Here is a 17,831-nt window from a genome sequence, read left to right on the forward strand (position 1 = left end):
ATTAGAGCCGAACAACTATGCCTTTTACACTTGGTCAACGCTGGATCAGCGATACAGAAAGCGAACTTGGATTAGGAACCGTCGTTGCCGTCGATGCGCGCATGGTTACCCTCCTTTTCCCTGCTACCGGTGAAAACCGCCTGTACGCTCGCAATGACTCCCCTGTTACCCGCGTAATGTTCAATCCGGGCGACACCGTGACCAGCCACGAAGGCTGGCAGCTGAAGGTTGAAGACGTAAAAGAAGAGAATGGACTGCTCGCCTACATTGGAACGCGTCTTGATACCGACGAGACGAATGTTATCCTGCGTGAAGTGCTGCTCGACAGCAAACTGGTTTTCAGCAAGCCGCAGGACCGTCTGTTTGCCGGGCAAATCGACCGAATGGATCGCTTCTCCCTGCGCTACCGCGCGCGTAAGTTCCAGAGTGAACAGTACCGCATGCCGTGGAGCGGCCTGCGCGGCCAGCGTACCAGCCTTATTCCCCATCAGCTGAATATCGCCCATGACGTGGGCCGCCGCCATGCGCCTCGCGTGCTGCTGGCTGACGAAGTGGGCCTGGGTAAAACCATCGAAGCAGGCATGATCCTGCACCAGCAGCTGCTCTCTGGCGCTGCCGAGCGCGTGCTGATTGTGGTGCCGGAAACGCTGCAACACCAGTGGCTGGTCGAGATGCTGCGCCGCTTTAACCTGCGCTTCTCCCTGTTCGACGACGAGCGCTATGCCGAAGCCCAGCACGACGCGGACAACCCGTTTGAAACCGAACAGCTGGTCATTTGTTCCCTGGACTTCGTGCGCCGCAGCAAGCAGCGCCTGGAGCACCTGTGCGACGCAGAATGGGATCTGATGGTCGTCGACGAAGCGCACCACCTCGTCTGGAGCGAAGATGCGCCAAGCCGTGAATACATGGCGATTGAGCAGCTTGCCGAGCGCGTACCGGGCGTTCTGCTTCTGACCGCCACCCCGGAGCAGCTGGGTCTTGAGAGCCACTTCGCCCGTCTGCGCCTGCTCGATCCGAACCGATTCCACGATTTTGAGCAGTTTGTTGAAGAGCAGAAAAACTACCGTCCGGTGGCGGACGCCGTCGCGCTGCTGCTGGCCGGTAATCGTCTCTCTAATGATGAACTTAACACCCTCAGCGATCTGATCGGCGAGCAGGATATTGAGCCGCTGCTTCAGGCCGCGAACAGCGACAGCGATAATGCGGGATCTGCGCGTAAAGAGCTGATCGACATGCTGATGGACCGTCACGGCACCAGCCGCGTGCTGTTCCGCAACACCCGTAACGGCGTGAAAGGCTTCCCGAAACGCGAGCTGCACACCATCAAACTGCCGCTGCCGACCCAGTACCAGACGGCGATTAAAGTCTCCGGCATTATGGGCACCCGTAAATCAGCGGAAGATCGCGCGCGCGATATGCTCTACCCGGAGCAAATTTATCAGGAATTTGAAGGCGACACCGGCACCTGGTGGAACTTCGATCCGCGCGTGGAGTGGTTAATGGGTTATCTGACCGCGCACCGTTCCCGGAAGGTGCTGGTGATCTGCGCCAAGGCAGCCACCGCCCTGCAACTTGAACAAGTGCTGCGCGAGCGCGAAGGTATTCGCGCCGCCGTGTTCCATGAAGGCATGTCTATTATCGAGCGCGACCGCGCTGCGGCGTGGTTTAGTGAAGAGGACAGCGGCGCGCAGGTTCTGCTGTGCTCCGAAATCGGTTCTGAAGGCCGTAACTTCCAGTTCGCCAGCAATCTGGTGATGTTCGATCTGCCGTTTAACCCGGATCTGCTGGAGCAGCGTATCGGCCGTCTGGATCGTATCGGTCAGGCGCACGATATTCAGATCCACGTTCCGTATCTGGAGAAAACCGCCCAGTCCGTTCTGGTTCGCTGGTACCACGAAGGCCTGGATGCGTTTGAACATACCTGCCCGACCGGCCGCACCATTTACGATCAGGTGCATGCAGACCTGATCGGTTACCTCGCGGCTCCGGAAAACACCGAGGGCTTTGATGAGCTGATCAAATCCTGTCGAGAGAAGCACGACGCGCTGAAAGCTCAGCTGGAGCAGGGTCGCGATCGCCTGCTGGAGATCCACTCCAACGGCGGTGAAAAAGCGCAGCAGCTGGCCGAAAGTATCGAAGAACAGGACGATGACACCAGCCTGATCAGCTTCTCCATGAACCTGTTCGACATCGTCGGCATTAACCAGGACGATCGCGGCGAGAACATGATCGTGCTGACCCCGTCCGATCATATGCTGGTGCCGGATTTCCCGGGCCTGCCGGAAGACGGCTGCACCATCACCTTTGAGCGTGATGTGGCGCTGTCCCGCGAAGATGCACAGTTCATCACCTGGGAGCACCCGCTGATCCGCAACGGTCTGGATCTGATCCTCTCCGGCGATACCGGCAGCAGCACCATCTCCCTGTTGAAGAACAAAGCCTTGCCTGTGGGCACGCTGCTGGTGGAGCTGATCTACGTTGTGGAAGCGCAGGCGCCGAAACAGCTTCAGCTTAACCGCTTCCTGCCGCCAACCCCGGTGCGTCTGTTGCTGGATAAAAACGGTACGAACCTGGCCGGCCAGGTGGAGTTTGAAAGCTTCAACCGTCAGCTGAGCGCGGTGAACCGCCATACCGGCAGTAAGCTGGTGAATGCGGTGCAGCAGGACGTGCATGCCATTCTGCAACTGGGTGAAGCCCAGGCCGAAAAAGCGGCCAGAGTGCTGATCGATGCGGCGCGTAGCGAAGCCGATGAGAAGCTTTCTGCCGAGCTGTCGCGTCTGGAAGCGTTGAAAGCAGTGAACCCTAACATTCGTGACGATGAGCTGGCCGCCATTGAGAGCAACCGCCAGCAGGTGCTGGAAAGCCTGAATCAGGCGGGATGGCGTCTCGACGCCCTGCGTCTTATCGTTGTGACGCATCAGTAAGCGGAGCGCAAGATGGTAATGGAGCCCTACAATCCCCCGGTGGATCCGTGGCTGGTCATTCTGTATCAGGACGAGCACATTATGGTGGTCAATAAGCCGAGCGGCCTGTTGTCCGTGCCGGGGCGTCTGGAAGAGCATAAAGACAGCGTGATGACGCGTATCCAGCGTGATTATCCCCAGGCCGAGTCTGTCCATCGTCTGGATATGGCGACCAGCGGCGTGATTGTGGTGGCTCTGAATAAAGCGGCAGAACGCGAGCTGAAGCGTCAGTTCCGCGAGCGCGAGCCGAAGAAACAGTATGTCGCGCGCGTCTGGGGCCATCCGGCGCAGGCGGAAGGGCTGGTGGATTTACCGCTGATTTGCGACTGGCCGAACCGGCCAAAGCAGAAGGTGTGTTACGAAACCGGCAAGGCCGCGCAAACCGAGTATGAAGTGCTGGAGTACGCGCCGGATAACACCGCGCGCGTCCTGCTGAAGCCGATTACCGGGCGCTCCCACCAGCTGCGTGTGCATATGCTTGCGATGGGTCACCCCATTCTGGGGGACAGATTCTATGCGCCGCCGGAAGCGCTGGCGTTAGCGCCGCGCCTGCAACTGCATGCGCAGACGCTCACTATCACCCACCCTGCTTTCGGCAACGCCATGACGTTCAAAGCCCCGGTGGACTTCTGAAAAAATGGCCCGACACTGTCGGGCCATTTTTTTATTTAAAACCTTTCTGCTCTTTAATTAGCTCGTAGGCTTTCTGGATTTCCTGCGCTTTCTGTTTCGCCATCTCCATCATCTCTGGCGGCAGGCCTTTCGCCACCAGCTTATCCGGATGGTGCTCGCTCATCAGCTTACGATAGGCGCGTTTGATGGTCGTAACATCGTCAGACGGCTTCACGCCGAGGACGTTACAGGCATCTTCAAGCGTAGGGCCACGCTGCGCCTGCTGCCAGCCGCCGCCGGACGATTGCTGCTGATAACCGCCGCCAAAGTGCGCGCCGCCCTGCATCATGCGCAGGAACTGATCGAACTGCATGCGGGAAATGCCCAACTCTTCAGCAATCACATACAGGACGTCCCGTTCATTCGGATGCAGAGAGCCATCCGCGAAGGCGGCCTGGATTTGAATTTCCAGAAACATCCGAATTAAATCAAAACGCCCGAAACAGATGCTACGGAACTGCCGCATTTTTTCACGCAGCGGGTAGTGATCTGATTTACCAATCCGGAACGCATTCTGCGCCGCGATGCGGGATTCGCCGTGCAGATTCATGCGATCCATAAAGACGCTGGCCACCTGAATATCGGCTTCCGTTACGCGTCCTTTTGATTTGGTTAAGTGCCCCATCACCTCGAAGGTGGTGGAGAAAAAGAGTGACTGGCGCTCACGCTGGTTGGCAAACCAGGCCATTTTGCGGCTGCGTGCTTTATCAAACATATGGCCGATAATGAGGCCAAGAACGACACCCCAGAATCCGGCACCCATAATAATTGCGAACGCAACGCCGATTATTTTACCCCAATACTGCATATACTCCCCGAATGGTCATGTTCCTGGCCGACGCAACGCCATCATTACAGTGGTCGCGCCACGGTCAATTGAGGGACATCGCCTATAATTTGCATTATCATACTCGTCATTCGATAGCGAGCCTAACACTCTGGCGCGCAAACGGGCAGGATTAACGCTGGTACTGCGCTGATGAGTAAGATAGTCTCTGAGCGTTTGTAAGCCGTAGCCACTGATGACGGAACAATAAAATACAACGTATGAAAAAACGTATCCCCACCCTTCTGGCCACAATGATTGGCACCGCCCTGTATAGCCAACAGGGGCTCGCAGCCGATCTCGCCTCGCAGTGTATGCTTGGCGTCCCAAGTTACAATCGCCCACTGGTGAAAGGCGATACGAATGACTTACCCGTCACCATTAATGCCGACAGCGCAAAAGGTAATTATCCTGACAATGCGACCTTTACGGGCAATGTCGATATTAACCAGGGAAACAGTCGCCTGCTTGCTGACGAAGTGCAATTGCACCAGAAGCAACCGGAAGGTGCTCAGGCGCCTGTCCGTACGGTGGATGCGCTGGGTAATGTGCACTATGACGACAATCAGGTCATCCTGAAAGGTCCGAAAGCCTGGTCGAATCTGAATACCAAAGACACCAACGTCTGGGAAGGTGATTACCAGATGGTCGGTCGTCAGGGGCGCGGTACCGCGGACCTGATGAAGCAGCGCGGCGAAAACCGCTACACCATTCTCGAAAACGGCACGTTTACCTCCTGTTTGCCAGGGTCAAATACCTGGAGCGTTGTGGGCAGTGAAGTGATCCACGACCGTGAAGAACAGGTTGCAGAGATCTGGAACGCCCGTTTTAAACTCGGCCCGGTGCCCATTTTCTATAGCCCTTACCTGCAACTGCCTGTGGGTGACAAACGTCGTTCAGGTTTCCTGATCCCGAACGCCAAGTACAGCACGTCGAACTACTTTGAGTTCTACCTGCCGTACTACTGGAACATTGCGCCCAACATGGACGCCACGATCACGCCGCACTATATCCATAAGCGCGGTAACATCATGTGGGAGAACGAATTCCGCTATCTGACCAAGGCGGGCGCGGGCCTGATGGAATTTGATTATCTGCCATCAGATAAGGTGTTCCAGGACGAGCATCCGAGCGAAGGTGATAAGCACCGCTGGATGTACTACTGGAAGCACGCCGGGGTATTGGATCAGGTGTGGCGCTTCAACATCGACTACACCAAAGTCAGCGATCCGTATTACTTCAACGACTTTGATTCTAAATACGGCTCCAGTACCGACGGTTACGCCACGCAGAAATTCAGCGTAGGCTACGCCATTGAGAACTTTGACGCGACGGTGTCGACCAAACAGTTCCAGGTATTTGATACACAATCGCGTAGTACCTATGGTGCCGAGCCGCAGCTGGACGTGAACTGGTACCAGAACGATGTGGGTCCTTTCGACACGCGCGTTTATGCTCAGGCGGTCCATTTCGTCAACACCAACTCGGATATGCCGGAATCAACGCGTCTGCATATCGAGCCGACGATCAATCTGCCGTGGTCAAACGACTGGGCGAGCCTGAATACCGAAGCTAAGCTGATGGCCACCCACTACCAGCAGAAAAATCTGGACTGGTATAACAAACGCTATGGCACCGATCTTGAAGAGTCGGTAAACCGTACGCTTCCGCAATTCAAAATGGACGGGAAGCTGATCTTCGAACGTGATATGGGCCTTCTCGCCGATGGATACACCCAGACGCTTGAGCCGCGTATGCAGTATCTGTATGTGCCTTATCGCGATCAGAGCAAAATTCAAAACTACGACTCTTCCTTCCTGCAATCAGACTACAGCGGCCTGTTCCGTGACCGTACCTACGGCGGGCTTGACCGTATTGCGTCTGCTAACCAGTTAACGACTGGCGTCACAACGCGCGTATATGATGATGCTGCCGTTGAACGTTTTAACGTTTCTGTTGGTCAAATCTACTATTTCACCGAGTCTCGTACCGGTGATGACGACATTAACTGGGAGAAAGACAACAAAACGGGCTCACTGGTATGGGCGGGCGACACCTACTGGCGCATGACGGATCGTTGGGGTCTGCGCGGTGGTGTTCAGTACGATACACGACTGGACAATATCGCGACGGGCAGCGCAGCCATCGAATACCGTCGTGATGAAGACCGCATGTTGCAGTTGACGTACCGTTACGCCAGCCCGGAGTATATCCAGGCGACGCTGCCAAACTATGCGAATACAGACCAATACAAAGACGGTATTTCACAGGTGGGTACCGCCGCGAGCTGGCCGATCGCCGATCGTTGGTCAGTCGTCGGGGCCTACTACTATGACACGAATGCCCAAAAACCTGCTGACCAGATGCTGGGTCTGCAATACAACTCCTGCTGTTACGCAATACGTGTCGGTTACGAACGCAAACTTAACGGCTGGGATACGCAAAACAGTCAGGGCAAATATGATAACGTGATCGGCTTTAATATCGAGTTGCGCGGCCTGAGTTCTAACTACGGTCTGGGCACGCAGCAGATGCTGCGCTCGAACATTCTGCCGTATCGTAGTTCATTGTAATGTGCTTGATTTACAACGTAATCCGCTTTGCGGTTAATTGAAATGGAAAAAGTATGAAGAACTGGAAAACGCTGCTACTCGGTGTCGCTATGGTTGCGAATACCAGCTTCGCGGCCCCACAGGTTGTCGATAAAGTCGCGGCTGTGGTTAACAACGGCGTCGTGCTTGAAAGTGACGTTGACGGTTTGATGAAATCTGTAAAGCTCAACTCGGGCGAAGCAGGTCAACAGCTTCCGGATGACGCTACGCTGCGCCACCAGATCCTGGAGCGTCTGATCATGGATCAGATTGTTCTTCAGATGGGCCAGAAAATGGGCGTGACGATCTCTGACGAGCAGCTCGATCAGGCGATCGCCAACATTGCAAAGCAGAACAACATTACCCCGGATCAGATGCGTAGCCGCCTGGCCTATGACGGCATCAGCTATGCCACCTACCGTAATCAGATCCGTAAAGAGATGCTGATTTCAGAAGTGCGTAACAATGAAGTCCGTCGCCGCGTCACCATCCTGCCTCAGGAAGTGGATGCCCTGGCAAAACAGGTAGGGAATCAGAATGATGCCAGCACCGAGCTTAACCTGAGCCACATCCTGATCCCACTGCCGGAAAACCCAACCTCCGATCAGGCGGCTGAGGCGGAAAGCCAGGCGCGCGCTATCGTTGAGCAGGCGCGTAATGGCGATGACTTCGGCAAGCTGGCGATCACCTATTCCGCTGACCAGCAGGCGCTGAAAGGCGGCCAGATGGGCTGGGGGCGTATTCAGGAGCTGCCATCCCTGTTTGCCCAGGCGCTGAGCACGGCGAAGAAAGGCGACATCGTCGGTCCAATCCGTTCCGGTGTGGGCTTCCACATTCTGAAAGTGAACGACCTGCGCGGCCAGAGCCAGAACATTTCGGTTACCGAAGTGCATGCGCGTCATATCCTGCTTAAGCCGTCTCCGATCATGACTGACGATCAGGCTCGTGCGAAGCTGGAACAGATCGCGGCAGACATCAAGAGCGGTAAAACCACCTTCGATAAAGCGGCAAAAGAGTTCTCTCAGGATCCTGGCTCTGCAAACCAGGGCGGTGACCTGGGTTGGGCGGCAGCGGATATTTACGATCCGGCTTTCCGCGATGCGTTAATGAAGCTGAATAAAGGCCAGATGAGCGCGCCGGTGCACTCCTCCTTCGGCTGGCATCTGATCCAGCTGATGGACACGCGCAACGTGGATAAAACCGACGCGGCGCAGAAAGACCGTGCGTATCGCATGCTGTTTAACCGTAAGTTCTCTGAAGAAGCCGCAACCTGGATGCAGGAACAACGCGCCAGCGCTTACGTGAAAGTGTTGAGCAACTGATGATACCGCATCGTGTTGTGATCACCCCCGGCGAACCCGCCGGGATTGGGCCTGACCTTGTGGTTCAGCTCGCCCAGCGCAGCTGGCCGGTAGAGTTGGTTGTCTGCGCAGATGCAACACTGTTACAAGACCGGGCAGCTTTGCTCGGTCTGCCTTTAACGCTCCTCCCTTACGTTGAAGGCCAACAGCCCGCACCGCAGCAGGCGGGGACTCTCACCCTGCTTTCTGTTCCGCTCCGTGCGCCTGTTGTCCCCGGTGAGTTACACACCGAAAACGGCCACTACGTTGTCGAGACGCTGGCGCGCGCCTGTGACGGTTGCCTTCAGGGCGAATTTGCCGCCCTGATCACCGGTCCGGTGCATAAAGGCGTGATCAATGACGCGGGCATTCCGTTTACCGGGCATACCGAATTTTTCGAAGAGCGTTCGCACAGCCCGAAAGTGGTGATGATGCTGGCAACCGAAGCAATGCGCGTTGCGCTGGTAACAACGCACCTGCCGATCAAAGCCATTCCGGATGCCATTACGCCTGAACTCTTGCGTGAGATCATTGGCATTTTGCATCACGATCTGCAAACCAAATTCGGCATTCCGCAGCCGCATGTGCTGGTTTGCGGCCTGAATCCGCACGCGGGTGAGGGCGGACATATGGGCACCGAAGAGATCGACACCATCATTCCGGTGCTTGAGGAGATGCGGGCGAAGGGGATGAACCTCAGCGGGCCTCTGCCTGCCGACACCCTTTTCCAGCCCAAATACCTGGATAATGCCGACGCCGTACTCGCGATGTACCACGATCAGGGTCTGCCCGTGCTAAAATACCAGGGCTTTGGCCGCGGGGTGAATATCACCCTCGGTTTACCCTTTATTCGAACGTCCGTTGACCACGGTACTGCGCTGGATCTGGCAGGCCAGGGAAAAGCGGATGTCGGCAGTTTTATTACGGCGCTTAATCTCGCCATCAAAATGATTGTTAATACTCAATGACTAATCGAGTCCATCAGGGCCACTTAGCCCGTAAACGCTTCGGGCAAAACTTCCTCAACGATCAGTTTGTGATCGACAGTATCGTTTCTGCCATTAATCCGCAGAAAGGTCAGGCCATGGTCGAAATCGGCCCGGGTCTTGCCGCGCTGACCGAGCCGGTAGGCGAACGCCTCGACGAACTGACCGTTATCGAACTCGACCGCGATCTGGCCGCGCGTCTGCAAACGCACCCGTTCCTCGGGCCGAAGCTGACGATTTATCAGCAGGATGCGATGACCATGAACTTTGGCGAACTGTCAGAAAAAATGGGACAGCCGCTGCGCGTGTTCGGTAACCTGCCGTACAACATCTCCACCCCGCTGATGTTCCATCTGTTTAGCTATACTGATGCCATTGCCGACATGCACTTCATGTTGCAAAAAGAGGTCGTTAACCGTCTGGTTGCAGGGCCGAACAGTAAAGCGTATGGTCGTTTAAGCGTGATGGCGCAATATTACTGCAACGTGATCCCGGTATTAGAAGTACCGCCTTCCGCATTCACGCCACCGCCAAAGGTAGATTCTGCGGTTGTGCGCCTGGTGCCACATAAAACGATGCCGTACCCGGTCAAAGACCTGCGCGTGCTGAGCCGTATCACGACAGAAGCCTTTAACCAGCGCCGTAAAACGATTCGTAACAGCCTTGGCAATCTGTTTACCGTTGACGTATTAGCTGAGTTGGGCATCGACCCGGCAATGCGTGCGGAAAATATTTCCGTAGAGCAGTACTGCAAGCTGGCTAATTACATCAGCGACAATGCGCCGCCGAAGGAGAGCTAAGCCATGATTGATTCGCCCCGCGTCTGTGTTCAGGTTCAAAGCGTCTACATTGAGTCCCAATCCACACCGGATGAAGAACGTTTTGTCTTTGCTTATACCGTAACCATTCGCAATCTGGGGCGGATGCCTGTGCAACTGCTCGGGCGCTACTGGCTTATCACCAACGGCAATGGCCGTGAAATTGAAGTCCAGGGCGAAGGCGTGGTCGGTGAACAACCCCATATCGCCCCTGGCGAAGAGTATCAGTACACCAGCGGCGCGGTCATTGAAACGCCGCTGGGTACCATGCAAGGCCATTATGAAATGGTCGATGCCGACGGCAATGCTTTCCGCATTGCTATTCCCGTATTCCGTCTCGCCGTACCTACACTTATTCATTAATCTAATGTCTACATATCTGATTGGCGACGTTCACGGTTGCTACGATGAACTGATCGCATTATTAAAACAGGTCGACTTCACCCCCGGGCAGGACACGCTCTGGCTGACGGGCGACTTAGTGGCGCGCGGTCCCGGTTCCCTGGACGTCCTCCGCTATGTCAAATCGCTGGGTGACAGCGTGCGCATGGTGCTGGGCAACCACGATCTGCATCTGCTGGCCGTATACGCCGGGATCAGCCGTAATAAGCCGAAAGATCGCATTACCCCCCTGCTGGAAGCACCGGATGCCGATGAGTTGCTCAACTGGCTGCGTCGCCAGCCGCTGCTACAGATTGACGAAGAGAAAAAACTGGTGATGGCGCATGCCGGCATCACGCCTCAGTGGGATCTTGAGACGGCAAAAACCTGCGCGCGCGACGCCGAAGCGGTGCTGGCGAGCGACTCCTACCCGTTCTTCCTTGATGCGATGTACGGCGACATGCCAAATAACTGGAGTGATGACCTCAGCGGCCTGGCACGACTGCGTTTTATCACCAATGCTTTTACGCGGATGCGCTACTGCTTCCCGAACGGGCAACTGGATATGTATTGCAAAGATACGCCTGAAAATGCCCCTGCGCCGCTTAAGCCATGGTTTGCGATTCCGGGCCCCGTGACAAACGAATACAGTGTGGTATTTGGACACTGGGCATCGCTGGAAGGAAAAGGCACCCCGGAAAATATCTATGCGCTGGATACCGGATGCTGCTGGGGCGGGGATTTAACCTGCTTACGCTGGGAAGATAAAACTTACTTTGTGCAGCCATCCAACCGACAGCTGGACTTAGGCGAGGGTGAGGCAGTCGCCTCCTGAAGATGTTTATCCTCTCCCTTCGGGGAGAGGATAAAACCGTTAACGACGTTCCAGAATTTCGAAGCAGTAGCTGTGTGAGTTCTGCGCATCCGCATCGTGAAACTCACTGAATACGGACTCCCACTCGTCCGGATCGTAATCCGGGAAATGGGTATCCCCTTCCACTTCCGCATCAATGTGCGTCAGATACAGTTTCTGCGCTTTAGGCAGGAACTGCTCATACACACGCCCCCCGCCGATCACCATGATCTCTTCGGCATCGCCGCAGGCGGCAATTGCTTCATCAACGGACTTAACCCACTGAACGCGATCGTCAGTGCCCGGCTGGCTACTGATCACAATATTCTTACGACCCGGCAGTGGACGACCAATCGACTCCCAGGTCAGGCGGCCCATCACTACCGGCTTGTTTAACGTAGTACGTTTAAACCATGCGAGATCGGCAGGCAGGTTCCACGGCATGGCGTTTTCCATGCCGATAACGCGGTCTACCGCCAGCGCTGCAATCAGACTGATCATTGAAAATTTCCCGGATGCAAAAAATTGCCGCCACTATACGGAAAGCTTAATCTTTCGTCGACTGGCGGCAGGGTAAAGAATTAGAAATTTTTTAATATTGCTGGCAACTCCACTTCACGCAGAGGGTTTACTCTCCGGTTCATCCGCAGGATCACCAGTATGCTTGCCCTCTTCCGTTCCTTGCCAGCCGTGGCGCTGAACCAGCGACAGATGATTACGATCCTCGTTGATGATCTCCGTCAGCATGGTGCTGGTGCGTTTAAACACCGCAGCGCGTTCGGTTGCCGTACTGCTCGCCATCGCCACCATCTCTTCCACCATCTCATGATTAAAACGGCGGAACAGATCGGCACGCTCACGTGCCTCATACGCGCCAAGCCCCAGGCTTTCCAGCGCCATGCGGCCAGATTTGAGCGCCCCTTCGAAGGTTTCACGTTCAGGGGCTGCCACACCCGCCTGACGCAGCTGGATGTAGTGATCCACATCGCGCGCACGGGAGATAATGGTCAGATGCGGAAAATGCTCTTTAACCAGCTCAACCATCTGCATACTGGTCTCTGGATCGTCAATGGCATTAATCAACACCTCGGCTTTCGCCGCCCCGGCGGATTCCAGCAGATCAACTCGGGTCGCATCACCGTAAAACACTTTCATATCGAATTTACGCAGCGTATCGACATGGTCAGGATCGTGATCGAGGATAACCATTTTGACTCCGCTGGAGAGCAGTAAACGGCCAGTAATCTGCCCGAATCGGCCAAATCCGGCGATGATCACCCGCGGCTGCTCCTCGTCGATCTCATCGGCTTCTCGCTCCTGTTCGCTTCCCGTTTTCTCCAGACGCGTCAGCAGCACCAGCAGGATCGGCGTTGCGGCCATCGACAGCGCAACCGCCAGCGTCAGCGCTTTTGCCCATTCCGGATCAAGTACATTTGCCATCTGCGCTGCGCCAAAGACAACGAAAGCAAACTCACTCCCCTGCCCCAGCAGCACGGCAAACCAGCGGCGTTGCGGTTTTGGCACATTTAACGGGCGGGCAATCAGCCACAGCATCGCCATTTTAATGACCAGGAAACCCACCAGCAGAATGATGATGCGCAGCGGATGGGTTACCAGCGTCCCGAAGTCGATAGACATCCCGACGCCGATGAAAAACAGCCCCAGCAGCAATCCTTTAAACGGCTCGATATCGCTTTCCAGCGCGTGACGGTATTCGGAGCTTGCCAGTAAGACTCCCGCGAGGAAGGCGCCCATTGCCATCGACAGCCCGGCCTCTTCCAGCAGCAATCCAAAACCAAACACCAGGAATAACGCAACGGCGCTGAATACTTCGCGCAGGCCAGAGCGAGCAACAAAGCGCAGCAGCGGACGCGTTACGTAGCGACCAAGCAGAACAACCAGCGCCAGCGCACCGGCAACCTTCAGCGCTGATAAGGCAAATGCTCCCAGCGTCGTTGATGCGCCGCTGGTTGCCAGCAGCGGGATCATCGCCACCAGCGGGATGGCGGCAATATCCTGGAACAACAGTACGGAGAAGGTGCTGCGCCCCATTTGCGACACCGTCAGGTTACGCTCGTTCATTGCCTGCATGGCAATCGCCGTCGAGGAGAGCGCCAGCGTCATGCCGATCAGCTCTGCGACTTTCCACTCCATCCCCAGCAGAATGCAGAACCCGCCCAACAGCAGACCGCAGGCCAGCATTTGCAGGGCGCCTCCGCCAAACACCGAGGCGCGCAGTTTCCACAGCCGCTGCGGATCCAGCTCCAGACCAATCACAAACAGCATCAGCACCACGCCGATCTCCGCAAAATGCAGGATCGACTCGGCATCCGTCACCAGCCGAAAGCCCCAGGGGCCAATCACACACCCGGCAATCAGATAGCCGAGCACCGAGCCCAGCCCCAGACGAACCGCCACGGGCACAATTAATGCCGCCGCGCCGAGGTAAATCAGCGCCTGTATCAGCGTATGGCTATCCATTGTGCGTCTCCTGCCACTCAAGTAAACGTTGTTTGTAGTGACGAGCCTGCGCCTGCAAGGTTTCATCGTCGCAGACAAAGGTACAGTGCATCGCAAAAGGCGGAAGCCAGTTCAGACCGCAGTAAAGGGCAGTAGCCTGGAGCGGCTGCGCCAGCACGTCAAATCCGGGGAAGGCGCCAATCTCAAAGTGGCTTTCCCCCCCGCCGGTGGTAACAGCCCACATCAGGCTTTTGCCCTGAAGCGCGTTGCCGTTGTGTCCATATGCCCAACCGTGGGAGAAAACTTTGTCGATCCACAATTTCAGCAGCGGAGGCGTGCTGTACCACTGCATCGGATGCTGCCAGACGATCAGATCGGCACGGGAGAGCGCCTCCTGTTCGGCGGCGACATCGATATTGAAATCAGGATAGAGTTGATAGAGGGAACGTATCTCTACGTTTTCAAGCGTCCTTGCCTGCTCAAGCATCCGCTTATTCGCATGCGAGTGCTGCGGATAGGGGTGCGCATAAATTATCAGAATCATGTATATGCCCGTCTTTTACTTTTCTTGTAGCAATGAGTGTAGACAGTTACCACCCCGACTTAAAGGGGTCATCTTACGCTTCAAAGTAAATCGCAAGTATTGGCAATCATCACCACCTTAACAGCGATTACGGCGCTAAAGAAAGAAAACGACGCGTACGACAAATTCATGCCGCAAAATAATAGTAACAACTCATATTGCCAACAGATATTTTTAGAGGACCTTAAGTCATTCTTTAATAAAACAGTCTGTACATAACCCATTGAAAAAATAATAATTTTACGCTCTTTGTTTTGAGCTCATTATTTAGGCGGTCGATATACGTTTCACACACGTGTCGAATATTCCTTCTCACTCAAATGGATGTGTACATGAGCAACAAACCCTCCCAATTAAATAATACAACCAAAACTCTGGGAAAGATATTTCCTGCCTTGTTGATATGCACCCCTGCGGTTGCGTTTTCTGCAACGATTGACCAATCAACTTCTGTTCCTCAAGATTTCTCAGCCGATGCTGAATATGTTATTAATAAAGACGTGACGATATCTTCCGCAGATAGTGAAGCGGCGGTATCTGTCACTGGGTTTACTACCACTAACGCCACTAATAATGGGAATATTTCTGGCACGGGAAATGGCCTGAATATAAATACTGGTGTACAGCGCATTGTAATTAATAACGACATAGGCGCAACCATTTCCTCCACCACCGCGAATGCGGTGAATATTCAGTCAGCACTCGGTGATTTTAATAATAGTGGAAACATTACTGGCTCGGAAAATGGCATTTTTGTCAGTGAAAACTCCTCCGCAGTAAATATTACCAATACCAGCACCGGAACGATAAAAGGAAAAACAGGTCTTAGTACTCAGGTTGGTATTGGCATTAATAACAGTGGCGAAATTATTGGTACAAACGGTGATGCCATTACGGCAAATGATGGCAACACTAAGATTTTTAACAGTGCCACTGTGCAGGGAACCCAGTACGGAATCAATGTAAAAGATACAGCAAAATTAGATATCAAAAATAGCGGAACGATTAGTGGTGAAACAAACGCTATTATGTTTGCCAGCGATAAAAATAACACGCTACTGCTCGACACTGGCTCCAACCTCATCGGTGACGTAATATCCACAAATTCCAGAGGAAATACCCTGACGTTGATCGGCACGGGTTCGGAAGACAGTAACTTTGTTGGTCTGAATGAAGACGACGGCTTTGCCAGCGTCACAATGAACGGCGAAAATTGGGCGCTGTCGGGCGATCTCGATATTATTGGCTCTGGCGATTCCTTGCTGATAGACACGGGCGCGTTAACCCTGTCAGGCGCGGTATCGAATACCGGTAATACACGGGTGGCCAAAGATGCTTCGTTGCAACTGGGCGATGGCGAAAAAACCGCGACCCTCAGCGGTGGGCTCACCAACAACGGTACCGTCATTTTTAACCAGGGAAGCGATTTCACTTTCGCCACCGACATGACCGGTAGCGGTAACGTCGAAAAAGTCGATTCCAACACCCTGACCCTGACGGGCAAAAATAGCTATACAGGGGATACGGTTCTGCACGGCGGTACCACGCTGGTCTCCACCGGCGCAACGCTCGGCGTCAAGGGCAGTAACGCCACCGTTACCGTTGAAAATGGCGCGACCTTTGCCACCGCAGGCGAAGTGAACAACAACATCGAGGTTCTTAGCGGCGGTACGCTGGCGGCATGGAATGCAGTCCAGGGTAACTCCACGCTCAGCGCTTCCGGCGTCGATACCATCAACGGCAACGTGACTAATGGCGGCACGCTGTTACTCAGTGCGGCTAATAATAGCGTTGGCAATAATTTTACGATTAATGGCGACTACACCGGCTCTGACGGTAGCCAGATCGTGATGAACAGCACCCTGGGTGAAGATAATTCACCAACTGATCACCTCACTATTACGGGCAGCAGCTTCGGTCAGTCCGGCATCAGCATCACCAACATTGGCGGCGCAGGCGCGCAAACCATTAACGGTATGGAAATTGTCAGCATCGGCGGCAGTTCCGAAGCCCAACTGACGCTGGCAAAACCGGTCGTTGCAGGCGCCTGGGAATATAGCCTCTACCAGCACAGTGACGGCAACTGGTATCTGGAATCAAAGGCGACGCCTTCTGATGAGCCTTCCGATGACACCGATGACGGTGGCAATACCGATGACGGTGGCAATACCGATGACGGTGGCAATACTGATGATGGCGGTAATACCGATGATGGTGGCAACACCGACAACGGCGGCAGCACCGACAACGGCGGCAACACCGATGATGGTGGCAACACCGACAACGGCGGCAAAACCGACAACGGCGGCAACACCGATAACGGCGGCAGCACCGATAACGGCGGCAGCACCGATAATGGCAGCAACACTGACAACGGCGGTAATAATACGCCGGAAGTCATGGCACCTGAAGTGGGTGCTTACTTAGGTAACTACCTTGCCGCACAGAGCATGTTCCTGCATAAGCGTGACGATCGCGACCAGATCACCTTCCGCAATGAAGACGACCTGAACACCTGGATGTACGTTAAGGGTCGCTATCACGAGAACGATGCGGGTGGCGATAAAGTCAGCTACGACACCACCACCACCGTACTGCAAGTCGGCAGCGATTTCATGAGCAAGCCAATGGATAACGGTATCCTGCGTGCTGGCGGGATGTTCGGTGCAGGCCAGGCTAAGACCCACTCTGATGCGAAGCACAACGTACGTGACGCACAGGGTAAGGTTGATGGCTTCAATGTTGGGCTGTACGCCACCTGGCAGGAAGATCAGAAATTACGTCTGGGCAGCTACGTTGATACCTGGGCCGCTTACAGCTGGTACAACAACAACGTCACCAGCAATCGCAACGATGAAGACTACGATAGTGAAGGTTTCGCCGCGTCTGTTGAAGTCGGCCACGCGTGGATAATCCAGTCTGAAAATGAACGCACCTGGAAGATCGAGCCGCAGGCGCAGGTGATTTACAGCTATCTCGATCAGGAAAATCATACCGATCGCGACGGCGTACGCGTCACTACCCTGGACAATGACAGCGTCTTTGGTCGTCTCGGCGTTAAAGCAAGCTACTTCCAGCAGAAGGACGTCAAGGCCTGGCAGCCGTACGTTGCGGTTAACTGGTTGAAAGGTGCTGGTCAAAACGATCTGGCATTCAACGACGAGACCGTCAGCAACGATACGCCGGAAGATCGTGGTCAGTTAGAGTTGGGCTTAACCGGCAACCTGAACGAAACCACGACGATCTCCCTGCGTGCCAGCGGCGAGTGGGGTGAAAACAGCTATGCCGCCTACGGCGGTCATATTTTGTTAAACCATCGCTGGTAATCGATCATCCTGAAGCAAAAAAGCAGTGGCAT

At 54.8% G+C, this 17,831-nt stretch carries 13 protein-coding genes; 9 read left to right on the plus strand and 4 right to left on the minus strand.

The window, feature by feature from the left end; all coding sequences use genetic code 11:
- The first annotated feature begins 17 nt into the window (after positions 1-17).
- Positions 18-2,924: an RNA polymerase-associated protein RapA gene (rapA, locus tag ACOTYH_RS12930; protein WP_032670579.1), complete on the plus strand. Its 2,907-nt coding sequence runs from the start codon at positions 18-20 to the stop codon at positions 2,922-2,924.
- Positions 2,925-2,936: 12 nt separating this feature from the next.
- Positions 2,937-3,596 (plus strand): bifunctional tRNA pseudouridine(32) synthase/23S rRNA pseudouridine(746) synthase RluA, encoded by a 660-nt coding sequence (gene rluA, locus ACOTYH_RS12935; protein ID WP_045330172.1) that lies wholly within the window; start codon positions 2,937-2,939, stop codon positions 3,594-3,596.
- Positions 3,597-3,627: 31 nt separating this feature from the next.
- Here rluA and djlA read toward each other — a convergent pair whose 3' ends face one another.
- The gene (djlA, locus tag ACOTYH_RS12940; RefSeq protein WP_015572652.1) at positions 3,628-4,443 is read right to left on the minus strand and encodes a co-chaperone DjlA; all 816 of its coding nucleotides are present in this window, start codon (positions 4,441-4,443) and stop codon (positions 3,628-3,630) included.
- A 239-nt stretch (positions 4,444-4,682) separates the two neighbouring features.
- Here djlA and lptD point away from each other — a divergent pair, with 239 nt between their 5' ends.
- Genes lptD through apaH form a run of 6 tightly spaced genes read left to right on the plus strand, consistent with a single transcriptional unit; the run spans position 4,683 to position 11,412 of the window.
- Positions 4,683-7,034: an LPS assembly protein LptD gene (lptD, locus tag ACOTYH_RS12945; protein ID WP_017383802.1), complete on the plus strand. Its 2,352-nt coding sequence runs from the start codon at positions 4,683-4,685 to the stop codon at positions 7,032-7,034.
- A 53-nt stretch (positions 7,035-7,087) separates the two neighbouring features.
- Positions 7,088-8,374, plus strand: coding sequence for a peptidylprolyl isomerase SurA (gene surA, locus ACOTYH_RS12950; RefSeq protein WP_017383803.1), 1,287 nt, complete (start codon positions 7,088-7,090; stop codon positions 8,372-8,374).
- Positions 8,374-9,360: a 4-hydroxythreonine-4-phosphate dehydrogenase PdxA gene (pdxA, locus tag ACOTYH_RS12955; RefSeq protein WP_017694531.1), complete on the plus strand. Its 987-nt coding sequence runs from the start codon at positions 8,374-8,376 to the stop codon at positions 9,358-9,360. The genes surA and pdxA overlap by 1 nt, the downstream gene beginning before the upstream one ends.
- The gene (gene rsmA, locus ACOTYH_RS12960; protein WP_003856423.1) at positions 9,357-10,178 is read left to right on the plus strand and encodes a 16S rRNA (adenine(1518)-N(6)/adenine(1519)-N(6))-dimethyltransferase RsmA; all 822 of its coding nucleotides are present in this window, start codon (positions 9,357-9,359) and stop codon (positions 10,176-10,178) included. Before pdxA ends, rsmA begins: the two co-directional genes overlap by 4 nt.
- Before the next feature lie 3 nt (positions 10,179-10,181).
- On the plus strand, positions 10,182-10,559 hold the full coding sequence (gene apaG, locus ACOTYH_RS12965; RefSeq protein WP_003856425.1) for a Co2+/Mg2+ efflux protein ApaG: 378 nt from the start codon (positions 10,182-10,184) through the stop codon (positions 10,557-10,559).
- Positions 10,560-10,563: 4 nt separating this feature from the next.
- Positions 10,564-11,412: a bis(5'-nucleosyl)-tetraphosphatase (symmetrical) ApaH gene (apaH, locus tag ACOTYH_RS12970; protein ID WP_015572649.1), complete on the plus strand. Its 849-nt coding sequence runs from the start codon at positions 10,564-10,566 to the stop codon at positions 11,410-11,412.
- A gap of 39 nt (positions 11,413-11,451) precedes the next feature.
- Here the strand turns inward: apaH and folA are convergent, their stop codons facing one another.
- From folA to kefF, 3 genes are all read right to left on the minus strand, one after another.
- Entirely contained in the window at positions 11,452-11,931 is a 480-nt protein-coding gene (gene folA, locus ACOTYH_RS12975; protein WP_003856431.1) for a type 3 dihydrofolate reductase, read from the minus strand.
- Between the two features lie 114 nt (positions 11,932-12,045).
- Positions 12,046-13,911, minus strand: coding sequence for a glutathione-regulated potassium-efflux system protein KefC (gene kefC / locus ACOTYH_RS12980; RefSeq protein WP_015572648.1), 1,866 nt, complete (start codon positions 13,909-13,911; stop codon positions 12,046-12,048).
- A complete protein-coding gene (kefF, locus tag ACOTYH_RS12985; protein ID WP_017383806.1) occupies positions 13,904-14,434 on the minus strand; it encodes a glutathione-regulated potassium-efflux system oxidoreductase KefF in 531 nt (176 codons plus the stop codon). The genes kefC and kefF overlap by 8 nt, the downstream gene beginning before the upstream one ends.
- Before the next feature lie 371 nt (positions 14,435-14,805).
- Here kefF and ACOTYH_RS12990 point away from each other — a divergent pair, with 371 nt between their 5' ends.
- Positions 14,806-17,799 (plus strand): autotransporter outer membrane beta-barrel domain-containing protein, encoded by a 2,994-nt coding sequence (locus ACOTYH_RS12990; RefSeq protein ID WP_058688972.1) that lies wholly within the window; start codon positions 14,806-14,808, stop codon positions 17,797-17,799.
- Positions 17,800-17,831: the final 32 nt, after the last annotated feature.

Origin of the sequence: Enterobacter cloacae complex sp. SHL001 (assembly GCF_049236825.1) — a bacterium.
Classification (GTDB): Bacteria; Pseudomonadota; Gammaproteobacteria; order Enterobacterales; family Enterobacteriaceae; genus Enterobacter; species Enterobacter hormaechei_C.